The organism is Listeria goaensis (assembly GCF_900186125.1).
GTDB classification, from domain to species: Bacteria; Bacillota; Bacilli; order Lactobacillales; family Listeriaceae; genus Listeria; species Listeria goaensis.
The window spans coordinates 84,656-99,862 of sequence record NZ_FYBQ01000006.1 but is presented as its reverse complement, the minus strand read 5'-3'; the positions used below and the strand labels follow the sequence as shown (position 1 = coordinate 99,862).

10 protein-coding genes are annotated in these 15,207 nt (G+C 36.4%); 6 read left to right on the top strand and 4 right to left on the bottom strand.

Translation table 11 applies throughout. The features are described 5' to 3' along the window. Window positions 1–12: 12 nt before the first annotated feature. The gene (locus CFT42_RS08755; protein ID WP_088815921.1) at window positions 13–2,298 is read right to left on the bottom strand and encodes a bifunctional metallophosphatase/5'-nucleotidase; all 2,286 of its coding nucleotides are present in this window, start codon (window positions 2,296–2,298) and stop codon (window positions 13–15) included. Window positions 2,299–2,476: 178 nt separating this feature from the next. Here CFT42_RS08755 and CFT42_RS08750 point away from each other — a divergent pair, with 178 nt between their 5' ends. Continuing rightward, window positions 2,477–3,217: an EAL domain-containing protein gene (locus CFT42_RS08750; protein WP_088815920.1), complete on the top strand. Its 741-nt coding sequence runs from the start codon at window positions 2,477–2,479 to the stop codon at window positions 3,215–3,217. A gap of 42 nt (window positions 3,218–3,259) precedes the next feature. Here CFT42_RS08750 and CFT42_RS08745 read toward each other — a convergent pair whose 3' ends face one another. Continuing rightward, window positions 3,260–4,774: a helix-turn-helix domain-containing protein gene (locus tag CFT42_RS08745; protein WP_088810819.1), complete on the bottom strand. Its 1,515-nt coding sequence runs from the start codon at window positions 4,772–4,774 to the stop codon at window positions 3,260–3,262. A 177-nt stretch (window positions 4,775–4,951) separates the two neighbouring features. On the opposite strand from CFT42_RS08745, the gene CFT42_RS08740 reads away from it, so the two are divergent. Both CFT42_RS08740 and CFT42_RS08735 read left to right on the top strand, forming a co-directional pair. Further along, complete coding sequence (locus CFT42_RS08740; protein ID WP_088810818.1) at window positions 4,952–5,662, top strand: EAL domain-containing protein; 711 nt, start codon at window positions 4,952–4,954, stop codon at window positions 5,660–5,662. Window positions 5,663–5,853: 191 nt separating this feature from the next. Beyond that, window positions 5,854–8,517 carry an MSCRAMM family protein gene (locus CFT42_RS08735; RefSeq protein ID WP_088810817.1) on the top strand — a complete coding sequence of 888 codons (2,664 nt, stop codon included), beginning with the start codon at window positions 5,854–5,856 and terminating at the stop codon, window positions 8,515–8,517. 80 nt (window positions 8,518–8,597) lie between these two features. Here CFT42_RS08735 and CFT42_RS08730 read toward each other — a convergent pair whose 3' ends face one another. Beyond that, entirely contained in the window at window positions 8,598–8,837 is a 240-nt protein-coding gene (locus CFT42_RS08730; protein ID WP_088810816.1) for a hypothetical protein, read from the bottom strand. A gap of 100 nt (window positions 8,838–8,937) precedes the next feature. Further along, a complete protein-coding gene (locus tag CFT42_RS08725) occupies window positions 8,938–10,416 on the bottom strand; it encodes an AcpB/EbpR/MafR family transcriptional regulator (protein WP_088810815.1) in 1,479 nt (492 codons plus the stop codon). A gap of 416 nt (window positions 10,417–10,832) precedes the next feature. On the opposite strand from CFT42_RS08725, the gene CFT42_RS08720 reads away from it, so the two are divergent. From CFT42_RS08720 to CFT42_RS08710, 3 genes are all read left to right on the top strand, one after another. After that, window positions 10,833–13,415: an Ig-like domain-containing protein gene (locus tag CFT42_RS08720; RefSeq protein WP_088810814.1), complete on the top strand. Its 2,583-nt coding sequence runs from the start codon at window positions 10,833–10,835 to the stop codon at window positions 13,413–13,415. 72 nt (window positions 13,416–13,487) lie between these two features. Continuing rightward, entirely contained in the window at window positions 13,488–14,030 is a 543-nt protein-coding gene (locus CFT42_RS08715) for a DUF4352 domain-containing protein (protein ID WP_088810813.1), read from the top strand. A 19-nt stretch (window positions 14,031–14,049) separates the two neighbouring features. Beyond that, on the top strand, window positions 14,050–15,204 hold the full coding sequence (locus CFT42_RS08710; RefSeq protein WP_088815919.1) for a glycosyltransferase family 4 protein: 1,155 nt from the start codon (window positions 14,050–14,052) through the stop codon (window positions 15,202–15,204). Window positions 15,205–15,207 lie beyond the last annotated feature (3 nt).

Sequence of the window (15,207 nt, the reverse complement as noted above, 5' to 3'; positions counted from 1 at the left end):
TTTTTGTTTGGTTTATTGCTTGCGACGCAATGCGTAAACGGCTGTGCCAGTTAGGATTAGGCCGATAAGCGATGCAATTCCGACAAGGTCACCTGTTTCTGGCAGCTTGCTAGGTTTGCTTGCTGCATTTGCGCCCGTTTGGACGGTGTTTTTGTCGCCAGATGGGTTTTTGTCAGGGGTTACAGTTGGGGTGGTTCCATCTGGGCTTGGGTTTTCGGGCGTAGGTGTTATGGCGCCGTCACCAGGGTCTGTTGCTGCGGCAGCTACGGTCACGCTAAACGGTGTGCTGTAGCCAGATGTGTCTGTCACGACTACAGAAAGCGTATCGCGAGCTTTGAGGCCGAGTGCTGACACGTCAATTTGGAAGGCGCCATTTGCGTCCGCTGTCGCCGTCAAATCGTTTGCCGCACGTAGGTTTGCGTTACCGCCTTTTTGGACGGAGACAGTTGCCCCCGGAAGCGTCACGCCAGAAAAAGTTTTATCCTTTTCAGCCAAAGTGTTGAATTTTGTTGCCTTTTTTATAGCAGAAATGGCATCTTCTTCGAGTTGCGCTGCTGTTTTGTATGTCTTACGGCCTTCTTTTTCGGCAGTAATGACTTTTCCTTCTGCCGTTTGATTTTTAATGTAGTTGATAAATGTTTCGGTGTCGGGGTCAATCGCTGAAACAAGTTGCCCTTTTGTGAAAGCTTGGAACCCGTCACCCCCGCCGTAGAGGAAGTCGTTAATGATGACGGTGTATTCTTTGTTCGGGTCAAGTGGCGAGCCGTCGTCTGTTGTCGCGCTTACAACGCGGTAAACTTGGTCTAGGTCAGCATTATCCGTGTACGTATATTTTAATCCCGAAATCTGAAGGAAATATTTTTCGCCGTTGCCATACTGCTGGTTGAGTGCTTCAAGAATGGTGGCGCCATTTAATTTGACGACTTGCAAAATATTTCCGAATGGTTGAACGGCTTGAGCCGCACCCCACGTGATTTCATTGTTGCCTGTTGTGATAAGGTCAGCGCGAATGCCGCCATTATTTGTCATCGCGAAATCGGCATCAACGCCGGCTTTTTTCGCCATGTAGCGCTGGGCATCGGTAATTAAATTGCCGAGTGCAGATTCTTTCGTATCAATTGCTGCGCCCTCCAAATTGGTTTCACGGGAAATGGTCCCGTTTGCAGTATGCCCAATTGGTTCGGTGATGGTGGACGCAATTCGGTCAGCAGCATCTTGAGTAATGGCTGCAACCGTCGCATCAGGCGTGCCCGTGCGGTAATTGTACTCGATTTTTGCGTTTGGTGTGCTAACAAAATCGCCCGTCGCCGGATCAAGTTCACCTGTTACATTTGAAAAGGCCTTGCCGTTGTTATAGCTTTGTACGATGCGTGTTTTCCCAACAACGCCGTTCGTGTATTGATGGTTATGCCCTGCGAGAACGATGTCGACTGAGTTGTTAGCATCCTTCTGGTTCACCGCTTCCATCATCGCTGCCGCGTCGCCTGACACAGTCTGATCCGTTTGATTCGTCGGATTTCCTGACGTAAGCGCTGGAACGTGAGAGAGCACGACAATCGCATTCACGCCTTGATCCCGCAATACTTTGGAATATTTTACGACTGTGTCAGCTTCGTTTAGGAAGTCGTAGTCTTTTATGTAGTCGGCTAAAACAAGATTAGGAATTTCGGTCGTCACGATGCCGATGAAGCCAACTTTTACGCCGCCAATTTCTTCAATCACATAGGGACTAAATCCTTCTGCGACTGTGTCGGTTCCCTTGTTAACCACGTTCGCGGCAACAATTTGCATGTCGCTTTTAACACGCGGATAATTTTCAACAATCGGTCCGAATTTATTAGTGGAAACGCCGTCTAAAATCCGTTTGTATTCAGGGAGCCCTTCGTCAAATTCGTGATTTCCCAGTGTGCCAATTTTGAAGTTCATTTCATTTAAAACTTTCATCGTCGGCTCATCTTGAAGTAAGCCAGAAACCGCCGGACTAGCGCCCACCATGTCTCCAGCTTGAACACGAAGCGAGTTCACAGCTGATGCGCCCGGGTTATCCGCGATAAAACTAGCTTCCGCCTTATCAAGATTGGCCGAAAGATAATCTGCGCCCCCAATTGCTGCCCCGTTCACATCTTTTGAGGTCGTATTCAGCGCCCCGTGAAAGTCATTCACGCCAAGAAGTTGAATAGGTACAGTTGTTTCTGCCGCATGGGCATTTGTAGTTGCAACTGGTAAGCTAAAACTAAGTGTTAAGCCTGCTGCGAGTAAAACGTGTGATACTTTTCTCATTATTTTTTTCACAATCATACTCTCCCTTTTCCGCACTAGGCGATTTGTAAGCGCTAACTAAAAATGCGCTTAAATTTATTTTATCAAAGCAAAATCAAACCAACAACCGTAAAATGTATCATTTACGTCAATTTTTTGTTATTTGTTTTATAAAATCAGCTTTTAGAGTAGAATAGAACCGAAAGGAAGCGATGAAGTGGAGATTTCAACGAATGAAATTGTGAAAGCCGTGCGAAATGAAAAGTATTTAGTTTACTATCAGCCCAAAGTTGAGGCCACGACTGAAAAAATCGTTGGCTTCGAAGCTTTAGTTCGCCTGCAAACAGAAAAAGGCATTTTGACCCCAATTGATTTTTTCAGAGAAGTGGCGAAGCAAAAGGCCGAAAGAACCATGCAAAATTTCGTTATAAACACTGTTATGAAACAAATTGATGCTTTTGAAGGAAAATATACGATTTCGGTCAATGTTATTTCCAGTGATGTTATCGACGATGCTTACATGGATGCGCTCTATGACCGGATTAGGCTGACCATGAAACACCCCGGGGCACTTAATCTCGAAATTGTCGAACGCACAGAAATCACCCACCTCACCGAAGCATGCCACAACTTAATGAAAATTAAGTCGCTCGGCCCAACAGTTAGCCTCGATGATTTCGGCAAAGGCTACAGCTCCCTCACCTATTTGCGCGCCTTACCAGTTGACTTCATTAAAATCGATCCAAGCTTCATCTCTCTGATTAAAACGAACGAGCGCCAGCGAATTATCATGCGTGCGATTGTCAATCTAAGCCACGACCTAGGCTGCCCAATTATCGCCGAAGGAATCGAAACCGAAGCGGAAATTGCCATTTTACGTGAAATGGGCGTCGATTATTTCCAAGGGTATTATTACGGGCGACCGATGCCAATTAAGAAGTATATGAAAAAGAACTAACCTACGATAGATTAGTTCCTAATTTTTTTCAATCTGAAGAGGTCATTTGTCCTCTTTTTTTTCTTGTGAAAGTTCATATAAGTTTTGATTAAGCATGATAATATTTCTAAAAGTTAGGATGCGATTTATAAAAGCTATCCGAACTTGTTTATATTCAGGACCATCTCGTGGAAGCGTAATATTAGTTAATAAAATATCTCCATGATTACTTTCTGACGCATCAAGAAATTCAATGTTATAGCTATCTTTAAATACAGTTGAAATTCTTTCTTTTAAACGCAAGTTAACAAGGAAGGGTAAATCAGTGGAGATTTTTATTTTAATTAAGGGTTCAAAAGAAGTTTGGGCATTTAGAAGACTAAACAGCAGACCGTATTTTGAAATCAAATAATTTTCTTCTTGAAAAAGAGAAAAATTTGTTTCTGTGCGTAGTTCTTTAATCAACTCTTGAATATTGCTTTTCAAGTGAGTTAGGATAGGGTTGCCGAAAGGAGAATCAATGATAATAGAGTAGTCATAGCCATTTAAATCTGTTGAAAAATTATGGAAGATATGTGCAAAGAGGTGATAGGAAAAGGCATTTAGTAAAAATACCTTGTGCAATTCTTCAGGCACGGGCGCAATATATTTTTGTAACTTTTCCTCAAGTTTTTCAGTAGCCCTATAGACTACGGTATTATTTTTTTTATTCTCTTCAAAATTTTTCTCAAGGAACTTAATAATTTGAATATTTTCGCTTTGAATGATAAGTAAGAAAAATAAAAATGCAATTTCCCCAGGATGGCTCTCGCTAAATGAAGCAAAAGGAGATATCAATGTTTTAAAATGAGTAAAACTTTCATTATTTTGAATTAATTCGTGCCAAGATTCCTTACACTCAATAAAATGATTATTTCTTCTCCGAATGATGCCAATTGCAAGCAAGAAAACGAGCTGTCTTTTTTGAATGGGCGTAACGTTTAAGTCTGAATGAGTGAGGATATTTTCTGCGATGTATTCCATGCGTTGTTCGCTGACCCCTTCAAATGGCCATCCTTCACCAGCGTAAATTTTCCAGAGGGCCATGTTTAAAAATAATCTAATTTGTGTTTCTTCTCCTGTTAATATTGCGTCACTCCGCGATAAATCAAGTCCAAGAGGTTGAATGGAAGTTCTGAATTTATTAAGTTGACGCCGAACAGTTGCGTCACTAACAAAGTGCTCCATAGCGAAGTTTGATGCAGAGGTATAATCTTCATTGTAAATAGCTGTAAACAAATTAAAACCAATAGTTTCTTCAACCAAAAAAATAAGAAACTTTCGAGGGTTGGCATCAGCGCGCTTAGTAACGAACCTAGCACCTTTTCCTTTTGAAAAAAAGACTTCCATATAATCTGTTCCAAAAGCTTCCATATCACTAATCAGTCGCTTAAGGATTTTTAGTGTTTGTGTAGTGTTAAGTTTTGAAAGCTCGCTAATTTCTTCAGTAGTAAACCAACGATTTTCACTTCGAAGGATTCTTAGCACAGCTAATTCACTTTCCACAGTCTGGTCGAATATCTCAATACCGATTTTCATAAATTAATCACTCCTCCCTAATATTGTGTTTACCCACTAAAAGTAGGAATGAAATGTATCTTCCTGTTTTAATTGAAATTTTGCAAAAAGCATGGTTTGAAAAATGGAAATCTGATTACGGTTTAAACATAAAGCTTGTAGAATAAACTATAGACAAACGGAAAAGAGGGTAGAGATATGTTTAAAAATTATAGTTTATTTGTACAGGAGATTCATGATATAGACAAAGATGAAATTATCATGTATGAGCTGCTTTTAAGAAAATTCGAAAAAGGAAGATGGGGATTTCCAGAAGTAATTTTCCAACAGGAATTTATGGAAACAAAGTATTCGTTTTTTGTGGAGTGGTTTCAAAATGAAGTCGAAAAAGCACTGAAAAATTTAAACTTCGCCCCAGTCTCCATAAATATCAATTCTACACAATTTTTTTATATTGAAACTTTACAAATGTTGGAACGGTTACGTAAATACTCCGATAATATAACAATTGAAATCACTGAAGATTTAATGCTAATACCTGAGCATAAACATCACCTTACATTGAAAGAAATTGATGCCTATTTATACGGCAAAATCTCCTCTTTAAAATCTATGGGATATAAGATTTTGCTGGACGATGTTAGTTGCGGCATTAATAGTCTTGAGCGAGCTACTTATTATACACCAGTTGTTGATGGATTTAAGTTTTCAGTGCGTAATCTTAAACTATCTACGGCTAAATTATTTGTAGAGGCATGGCAAAATTTTGCCGTGCAAAGCAAAAAGCAATTCATATTAGAAAATATTGAGGATTTTAGTATGTCAGAAGAATTCCAAAGCATCGGTTTGAACTTGCAGCAGGGATATTTCCTGGATAAGCCGGCCAATCTTCACGAATGTGTTTCATAAAAAGATTTTAGCATCGCTAAAATCTTTTTTTTTTACATTATTCATTCTGATGCGAGAAACCAAATTCCGTCTTTTAAAAAGCGTAATCTTGGCTCCTAATTGTATTGAAACTTTAATAGAATAACATTGATTCTATTAATATATAGGATTGTAATTGATGAAAGTTAAATTACAAAAAGGAGATGAATAATGTGAGTAAGAAAATAGCAATGATAGTGATAGCGTGTCTTGTTATGTTTTCTACGTTTCTTTCAGGGACTGGTATCGCAGCGCAGAATGATACAGAAGCTGATTTCCAGAATAAAGTGGGAAATATAGGGATTTCATTAGATGTTAATGATCCGATTGGTAGTCAAGAGCAAGTAAACTTACAAGTAACATTAAGTGCGGATGCAGGAGCGATTGTAGATGAAAATGGTCTTATTGCAGTATCGATACCTAGAGAAATATTTTCGGCAGGTGATGTGGAGGACTTACATTCAGAGGAAGGTGCCTTTGAATTTGTTAGTTTAGAAAACCCTTCAGCAAGCGATTCGGATTATATGGTAGTTTATGTTAGACCTAACCCAGAATTTAGTGAAAATGGTGCATGGTCTGCCTCGTTTAATATAGTTTTCCAAGCTCCGTTGATGAGGCCAGATACGACAATTAACCCAGAGCAAACATTTAAAGTAGAATATAATGGGCAAGAGGTTTCTAAAACAGTTTCTATTAAGCCAAGTGAAGGCGGAGAACCGTCTCCATTTGAGAAATGGTGGAAAGGGTCTGTCGATTCGAACGGTGTGGGATTACTTAATACGACGCAATCACGTTATAACACATATCATTTAGCAGTGAATCCTTTTCAGACTGCTGAATTAAACAATGTTACAGTTAATGATACAATCCCGCAAGGTTTGCAGGTGGATCCAAATCCACGATTAACAGATGGGGTTATTGCAACGGATTCATCAACTGTAGATGGTATTAGGATTATTCGTGTTAATGAGGATGATTCAAGAACATACGTAACGAGCCAATTTAAAGATAATATTTCATTTAATGCAAACACTCAAGAATTAAAAGTCACATTTAATCATGTTGGTATGGCTGACTCATATTTGATTGAATACAAAGTTAATGTCACTGAAAATCTAGATATTTATAAGAACACAGCTACGCTTACTAGTGATGAAGTCACAAAATCAGATACAGTTTTAGCTAGACTTAATGGGAATGATAATTTTAATAAAGTCCTAAATAAATCTGTGGATAAAACAGTAGTAACTAAGAACGATACAAAACTTACCTATACATTGACACTCGCTTCTATTACAGGAACAATCAAAGCAGGACAAACGTTCACGGATAAATTAGATGATCGTTTAGTGTATGTTGGGATTACGGAGAATAGTGAGATGTTTGAAATTACAGAGCAAGATAACCTCCTAACACTAACTGTAAAGGAAGATATTCCAATTGGTGAACGCCAAAGTGTAAGTTTTGAAGTTAATACCTCTGCTTTAAATCCAGGTGATAGTGTATCTAATACGGGACAAATAAATCTAAATGGAATTAATTATAATTCAAATACAGTAACCACAAAGAAAATTGATGGAACAGTCATCTTGAAGAAAGTCGGAGAAACTGGCAACCTTCTTGCAGGAGCAAAATTCAACTTGTTTAATAGCGATAATCAGCTTATCCAAACTGGTATAACAAATGAAAATGGAGAATTAACTTTTCTTGATTTATTGCCAGGAAACTATTATTTAGTTGAAACAGAGGCGCCGGATGGCTACGAGCTAGATAGTACACCTATCAATTTTGAGGTGACAAATAATAGCATTACCCCTATAGAATTACAAAAGGAAAATAAATTAATAAAAGGGGCACTTAAGGTCATTAAGCAAGACGGAGCTACTGGTGAAAAATTAAAAGGTGCAGAATTTAAACTGGAATCTGAAAGCGGAGAGGTTTATACAGGAACAACTGATGAGAATGGAGAATATCTATTTGAAAACCTCTTGCCAGGAAATTATGAATTGATAGAAACTAAAGCGCCTGATAACTATGTATTGGATGAATCTGCACATAATGTGACTATTAGTAGTGAGAAAAGTGAAACGGTTGAAATCACTATTGATAATACAGAAATGCTCGGATCCGTTCAACTAACTAAAAAAGATAGCCGGAATAAAAAAGAATTGAGTGATGTAAGCTTTAACTTAGTGGACGAACAGGGCAATGTGGTACAAGAGAACCTAGTAACAAATGAACTTGGCCAAATTTTTGTAGAGAATCTAAAGCTAGGCAAATATTCATTTATTGAAACTGAGGCAAAAGATGGATACATTTTAAATAGTGAGCCTGTTGAGTTTGAAATTACGAAAGACAATTACGATACGACAATAGAACTTATTAAGCTGAATGATGAGATGTTAGGTACAGTTCAGCTTGAGAAGCTCGATAAGGATACAAAAGAAGCATTAAGTAAAACACATTTTAAACTGTTGGATGCGGACGGAAGAGTTGTAATTAGTAATCTCGTTACAGATAATGATGGGAAAATTCAAGTTAAAAATCTGGCTCTAGGCAAATATTCATTTATTGAAACAGAGGCAAAAGATGGATATATTCTTAATAGTGAACCTGTTGATTTCGAAATTACAGAAAGTAACTATGAGACTGTTATTGAATTAGTCAAGTACAATGAAAAAGACTTAGGAACTAAAGAACCGTCTAAGCCAGGGAAACCAGATGAATCAGGGAATAATAAGCTTCCGAGCACAGGAGATTGGATTGGATTTTCAGTCATTCTTGGTGCAATCTTAATTGCCATAGCTATCCAAATTATTAAGAGAAAACGTGCGTAAAAACAGTAAGCCTGAATAAGGCTTACTGTTTTTTTATAAAAATCCCCCCTTTCTAAACTTAAAAAAAGGGGGGGAAGTAATTATTTCTTATTGATAAGGGCTTTATATTTTCGCTCATTCATTTCCATTGCTTCGTTTGTAAAATAAACATTTTCAACGCGGGTTTCAGGAAATACACGAAGCCATCGTTTAGTTATTGTTTCTTCATCAAACAAATCTTTTTCTATAATTGTTCGAGTGAAAAGACGTTCTGGCTGGCTAGGGAGAGTGAACTGAATTTTATAAATGAATCGTTCATCCCAAGGGTTAATAAAAGTCATTTTTTTACTCCTTCTATAATATTCTTCCAGATTTTATTATAAAACAGCAAGATGTCTAGAAAATGTCAAAAAGACAATTATAGGAGTTGTTTTTTTGATTTTAGTTCAGTTTTTCTAAAGCGGAATTGATTAGAGTTAAATCACGGGGCGCTAGTTTACGATGAATAGAAACAATTTTTGAGTGGACATGATGATTTATCAATCTTTCAAGTGGAATATTCGTTAAAATCAAGTCAGCTTCTTCGTCACTTTCAACCTCAATAAAACGCAAATTAAATTTATTTACAAATGCCGCTTTTAGTTCGTGAATGATACTTTTGTTCATAATATATGACATATCTGTTTCAAGCCGCACCTTAATTTCACGTTCGAAAATATGTAAGGATGAAAATAAATTTAAAAGAAGGGCATATTTAGGTGCTAAATATTTCTTTTCAAGAAAAATAGAGTCATGACTTTCTTCGTATAATGTATCAAGTAGATAATCGATTTTATTTTTCAAATTAACTAACTTATTTTGCGTATAAGGTAAGAACTTAGAACCACTGATTCCTGTTGAAAAATTAGTTGTGAGACTTGCGAATAAATGGTCGGAAAAGGCAGTTAACGTAAATAATCTCTTTTTAGCATTGGGAATGGGGGAAAATTCAGCCTCAAACTTTTCAATGAAAAGTTTATTTGCTCGAAACAAGCGGGAGTTGTTTACATGATTGGTTCTATAATTTGATAGAAGCAAAGGTGTGATTTGGGGTGTCTTACTTTGGATAATCATCAAGAAGTAAAGAAAAGCGATTTCTCCATCGTGTAATTTAATAGTAGGTGTGAATTCTGAAATATGCTTTTTGAAGAGGGAATAGCCGCTATTGTTTGTTAGAAGCTCCTCCCAACTAGGATTAAAAGGAATATAATGCCCATTCCGGCGTCTTATAGTACCAATAGCAAGGAAATAGATAATTTGCTGCTTCTGTACAAGATTTAATTCAAGATTTATTTTTTGTAGCAGTCTAGTTACTACATATTGTAAATGTTTCTCATCAACTTGTGAGAACGGCCATGCTTTTCCCGCAAACAGTCTCCAAAATGCCATATTCATAAAGAAACGGATTTGAATTTCGTCACCAATAACATTAACTTCGCTTCGAGTAAAAGAGAGGTGATAGGGCGTAATAGCTTCACGCATCTTTGTTATCTGCCTTCTAACGGTAGTTTCGCTCAGGAAATTTTCGTACGCAAATTTTTTAGTTGAAATAAATGTCTCAGTAAAAATACTGTAAAATAGCTTGTACATCGTTGTATTTGAAGTTAAATAGATTAGAAAAAGCCCAAAATCTATATTGCTCTCTTGTATCTCAAGATAGACTCCGCGTCCTTTTGATATATGTAGTTGAATTCGATTGTTGTTAAAGTCTGCAAGATTATCTTTCAGAAGAGAGATAGATTTAAGTATTAAAGCAGGTGTTTTTTCTAACTTTGCGGCAAGCTCTTCCGTAGTAAACCACCTATCTTCCTTTCTAAGAATTTCCAATAGATTCCATTCAAGTTCGATATTCGCGTCAAATAAATCTAATCCAATTAGCATGTTAAATCCCCCTCGTGAAATATTAGCTGTATCATGTATTAAAACATAGTGAGTAAGTGGGAAAAAACAAAATTCGAGAAATAAAAAGTGCCTTTTTGTTTGTTTTGATATTTTTTTTATGGTAATGACAAAGGCTTCAAATTAGATTTATAAACCTTAGTAAAATTTTTTACGCAAAAAGTTGCTTTTAATATTTGATTTTTTGATTTTTTAGAGACTAGATTTAGAATTATACTAATAAACGTTGAGTCGCCAATTGGTTATTGCTGCAGCAAATGGAAACTCAAGCACTAAGTCATTTTACTGACTCAAAAAATAAGTTTACATCTAAGAGTTCTCAAAAAGAAAGATTCGGTAATTATTGCATCTTGACTATATAACTTCAAGACGATATATCTTGGGAGTTAATTGGACAAATGATTGCTGACAAAAAACTTACATTCAAAGGAGAAGAATTAATGAAAAAAGGTTTAATCAAAGGGACTGCAATTCTCTTAGTTGCAGGTCAAGTTATCACAACAGCATTGCCATTAGCTGCGAGCGCAGAGGAAGTTCTAGATGAAAATATCCAAGTAACAGCGGATAAAGAAGCAACAGCAAATGACGGCATTCAAGTCTCTGAAGGATCTACTAGCGAAAAAGAAACATCAGCAGAAGACAATAAAGCAACAGCTACTGAGTCAAATGAGAAAAGCCAAGCTATAAAAAATGAAGAAGCAACAGAAGAAGATGAAAATAATGCATCATCACGTTCAGCAAGTCTTTACTATGCAGCAAGCTTTGATGGAGCTAGAAACATCGGAAAAACTAGTTTAAATGGTAATTATTTAAACCTACACACAGCTGCATGGACTGCTTTTTCAGATTCATTAGCTACTGAACGTATTAGAATGCACAATGAAATCACTTTAGATCCAGCATTCTACGAATTCTTCGATAGTGACGATTGGTATGACTATTTAGTTTATGATGGTACAGAAGGTTCTGATAGTCCTCAAATGAGTTCGATTTCTAGAACAACAACGATTGATGAGGGTTGGTTACTTTGGAATCGTGAAAGATATTCAACACAAAATGTAAACTATTATATTATTGAAAGTGGTCAACTTAAAGAAGTGAAACACAACACGCAAAAGCATTACACATATTTGAATTCTTGGAAAGACAAAGAATATGATGATGCAATAGTTTACAATAAAGACAATAAAACATTAATTTACCGTACAGCAAATTATGATGGAACTTTTTCTGCTCTATGGAATACACTAGACTTAAGATTTGATATTCAAAAATGGCAACAAGATACTGGAAAACAAATTGAAAAGAAAAACAAATATAAATTCTTAGTTAAAGGTTATGAAACTAAGAAGGATAGATTATCGTCTAGTCTTTTGAGCGGTGGTTCATTACTTCCAATTAAGAGTAAAACTATCTCTTGGGATAACCGTCCAGGTGCTAACGAAGGAGATATGATTCAAACAACTCTTAATGATTTGACAACTACTTCTACAAAAGCAACTGGTACAGCTGAACCAAATGCAGATATTGAAATTAAAGTAGGCGACAAAGTTATCGGTTCTGGAAAAGTTGATAGTAATGGTAATTTCAGTATTGATATTCCTACACAAGAAGTAGGAACAGTAGTAGAAGCTGTAGCAACTTTAGGTGATCAATCATCAAGCGATACTACAATCGTTACTGAAGAAGTAGTAAATTTAGAAAAACCAACTATTGATGATTATATTGTGAATGATGGATTTGTTACAGGTACAGCTCCAGAAGGCGCAACAGAAATTTGGATTTATGATTCTGCTGATACTTCAGGAAATCCAATTAATAAAGTACCAGTTAACGAAGACGGCACATATAGTGCATATGTAAACAATAGCGATAAAATGCATAATGTAGGGAATGTATTTACGGTTGTAGCAAAAGCAGGTTCAAGTGAAAGCTCTGAAAACTCTGTTGTATTACCAAGAAAACTTGGTGCGCCAACTATCAATCCGTATCTTGTAAATGCAGGTTATGTAAAAGGTACAGCTCCAAAAGGTGCAACTACAATTACTGTATATGACCACGAAGGTAAAAAAATCCGTGAAGTTCCAGTTAATGAAGACGGAACATACTCCGTATATGTCAATGATAATGAATTAATGCATACAGTGGGTAACTATTTCACAGTTGAAGCATCTGATGGACACGGTGGAAAAGGCTCTAATCGTGATACGGTAAGAGAACGTAAAAATCTTGCAAAACCAACAATTGATCCTTATTATGTTGGGACAGGCACTGTGACAGGTACTGCTGTTGGTGCGCAATATGTAACTGCATACGACAAAGATAATCAATTCATCAAACAAGTTCCAGTGAAAGCAGACGGAACATATGCAATTTATGTGAACGACAATAAAAATATGAATGTTATTGGTAATGCCTTTAAAGTAGTTGCTAAAGATGAAAACTGGACTACAAGTGAAGCAACAAGCACAGTTTTAGGTGAAGAAGTAGTGTTGAAACCATTAGATTATACTATTGGTGAAGGCTTAGTTACAGGTAGTTATGAAGGTACTGGTGTAACGAAGATTGAGCTAATTGTCGATGGTCAACGTAGAAATGGTCAAGTAAACACTGCGGATAAAACGTTTGAAATCTGGGCACAAGACATTGTAACAAGTGTTGATCAAGATGTGTATGTTTTGACAACAGTAGGTGGCATTGAGTATAAACAAAAAGTTAATGTTATCCAAAAATCGACAATTACTGCTAAAGATTTCGTAGCAACAGCGAATGAAGGCTGTGTTATTGGTTCATTTGATGGTGGAATCCAAAAAGTAGTATTGTTCGTAGATGGCAAAGAAACACGTAACGGTCAGGTTGATCTACAAAATGGTACATTCAAAGTTTATGCGGCAGATTATACAGGGCGTAAACTTGAAGTGTCTGGACAAACTTCAAATGGTAAAGAATTAGCTCGTGCAACAGTTAAAGAAACAAAATAATTTATAATAGAATCCCTTCTTCTTTCTAAAAGAAGAAGGGAGGATATTTTTAATGAGTGAGGAAGGAATAAAATGAAAAAAGTTTTAAAATTTTTATTTACAACAATGGTAGTAGCGATGCTAGCAGTGACAGTAGTAGGATGCAGTTCTACTAATAATAGCAGTGATTCAGCAACTGATAAAACAGCTGATGCAAAAACAACTTCTACAAGCAAAAAGACTACAGAAAAAAGCGCTTCAGAATTAAATAAAACAAAAGTTATGCAAGACATTGAAATGACGCCTAAGAAATTTACTTACAAACAAGATGATACTTTTAATGAAAAAGGTAAAAAGTTAACAGTTATCGAAATGAATATCAAAAATAAAACGAACATGAGCTTTGGTGTTGGTGCAGGGGACTTCTATTTACAAACTGGAAGTGGCGATAAAATCAAGACTTACGGCTACCACGATAGCTTTGGAGAAATGATTGAAGCAGGTAAAGAATTAACTGGTAATGCATACTTTGCAATCCCTGAAAATCAAACAGATAACTATACACTAGTATATAGCCCCATCAACAATGATAATAATGTGAAAATCGAATGGAAGTTGGGCTCAGTTTCTAAATAAAAAGGGAAGGGAAAAATGAATGGTTAAAGAAAATAAAGTAATGATGTTCAGTTCGGTTCATGTTTGGAATGATACGCGGATTTTTTATAAAGAAGCACTATCTTTAGCAAAAGCTGGATTTGAAGTTGATTTCTTTGCAATTGATAATGGGATGCAATTGCAAACATATCCGGGAATTAATATTCATGTTTTACCAGAAAGCAAATCGAAATTATCACGTGTTTTTAGGTGGCGTAGGCTGTATAAAGCGGCGAAGCAATCTGATGCTAAATATTATCACATCCATGATCCCGAACTGCTCATACTTTTTCCAAAGTTAAAGAAAGTTAAACCCATGGGTTCAAAGTTCATTTATGATATGCATGAAAACTTCCCTAAAGATATTGAAACAAAAAGCTGGATACCTGCTTTTTTGAGAAAGCCTTTAAAAAAGCTGGTTTTAGGCATGGAAAAATATACCATGAGCTACTGTGATCATATCATTTTAGCTGAAGCATCTTATCGTGATGACTACGTTCATCTAGAAGAGAGGCGTGTCACTTCTGTTTATAACTTTCCGGTGTATGTTGAGCGGATAGGAAAAAAGATTGGTATAAAGCCGTTTACATTGATTTATGTAGGAAGTATAACCGCTGAGCGAGGAATTTGGGAGATGTTAAAACTTATGAATGCTTTGGAAAATGGATCTCCAAGCAAGTATCGTTTGGAGTTATTGGGTCCAATAACTAAAAGTCTACAGATGGAAATTAAAGAATATTTAAAAAAATGCAATTTAGAAAAAGTAGTAACGTTGTATGGTCGAGTTCCCTATCCAGAGATTTGGAAAGCATACAGTACAGCTGATTTAGGACTATGCCTATTACATGACATTCCGAATCATAGAAATTCGATGGCAACAAAATTATATGAATATATGGCAGCTTCCTTACCGATTTTGGCTACTAATTTGCCAGACTGGGAAAGTTTTATAGAAAAACATCAATGCGGAGAAACTAGTTCACCGTTCAATATTAAAAAACTAGTGAACATTGTAGAAAAACGAGCTGAAAATAGAGAAAAATATTTGCAAGAAGGTTTGAATGGCCGTCATGCTTATGAGATGAACTATAACTGGGAGATGGAAGCGAAAAAATTATTGGTAAATGTTTATCAATATAAAGAGATGGAGAATTAAGAA

Bases quoted from the DNA above. Each gene is read 5' to 3' on its own strand.
- CFT42_RS08755 (WP_088815921.1), bottom strand. From the start codon at position 2,298: ATGATTGTGAAAAAAATAATGAGAAAAGTATCACACGTTTTACTCGCA.
- CFT42_RS08720 (WP_088810814.1), top strand. From the start codon at position 10,833: ATGATTGCTGACAAAAAACTTACATTCAAAGGAGAAGAATTAATGAAA.
- CFT42_RS08730 (WP_088810816.1), bottom strand. From the start codon at position 8,837: ATGACTTTTATTAACCCTTGGGATGAACGATTCATTTATAAAATTCAG.
- CFT42_RS08710 (WP_088815919.1), top strand. From the start codon at position 14,050: ATGGTTAAAGAAAATAAAGTAATGATGTTCAGTTCGGTTCATGTTTGG.
- CFT42_RS08740 (WP_088810818.1), top strand. From the start codon at position 4,952: ATGTTTAAAAATTATAGTTTATTTGTACAGGAGATTCATGATATAGAC.
- CFT42_RS08715 (WP_088810813.1), top strand. From the start codon at position 13,488: ATGAAAAAAGTTTTAAAATTTTTATTTACAACAATGGTAGTAGCGATG.
- CFT42_RS08725 (WP_088810815.1), bottom strand. From the start codon at position 10,416: ATGCTAATTGGATTAGATTTATTTGACGCGAATATCGAACTTGAATGG.
- CFT42_RS08745 (WP_088810819.1), bottom strand. From the start codon at position 4,774: ATGAAAATCGGTATTGAGATATTCGACCAGACTGTGGAAAGTGAATTA.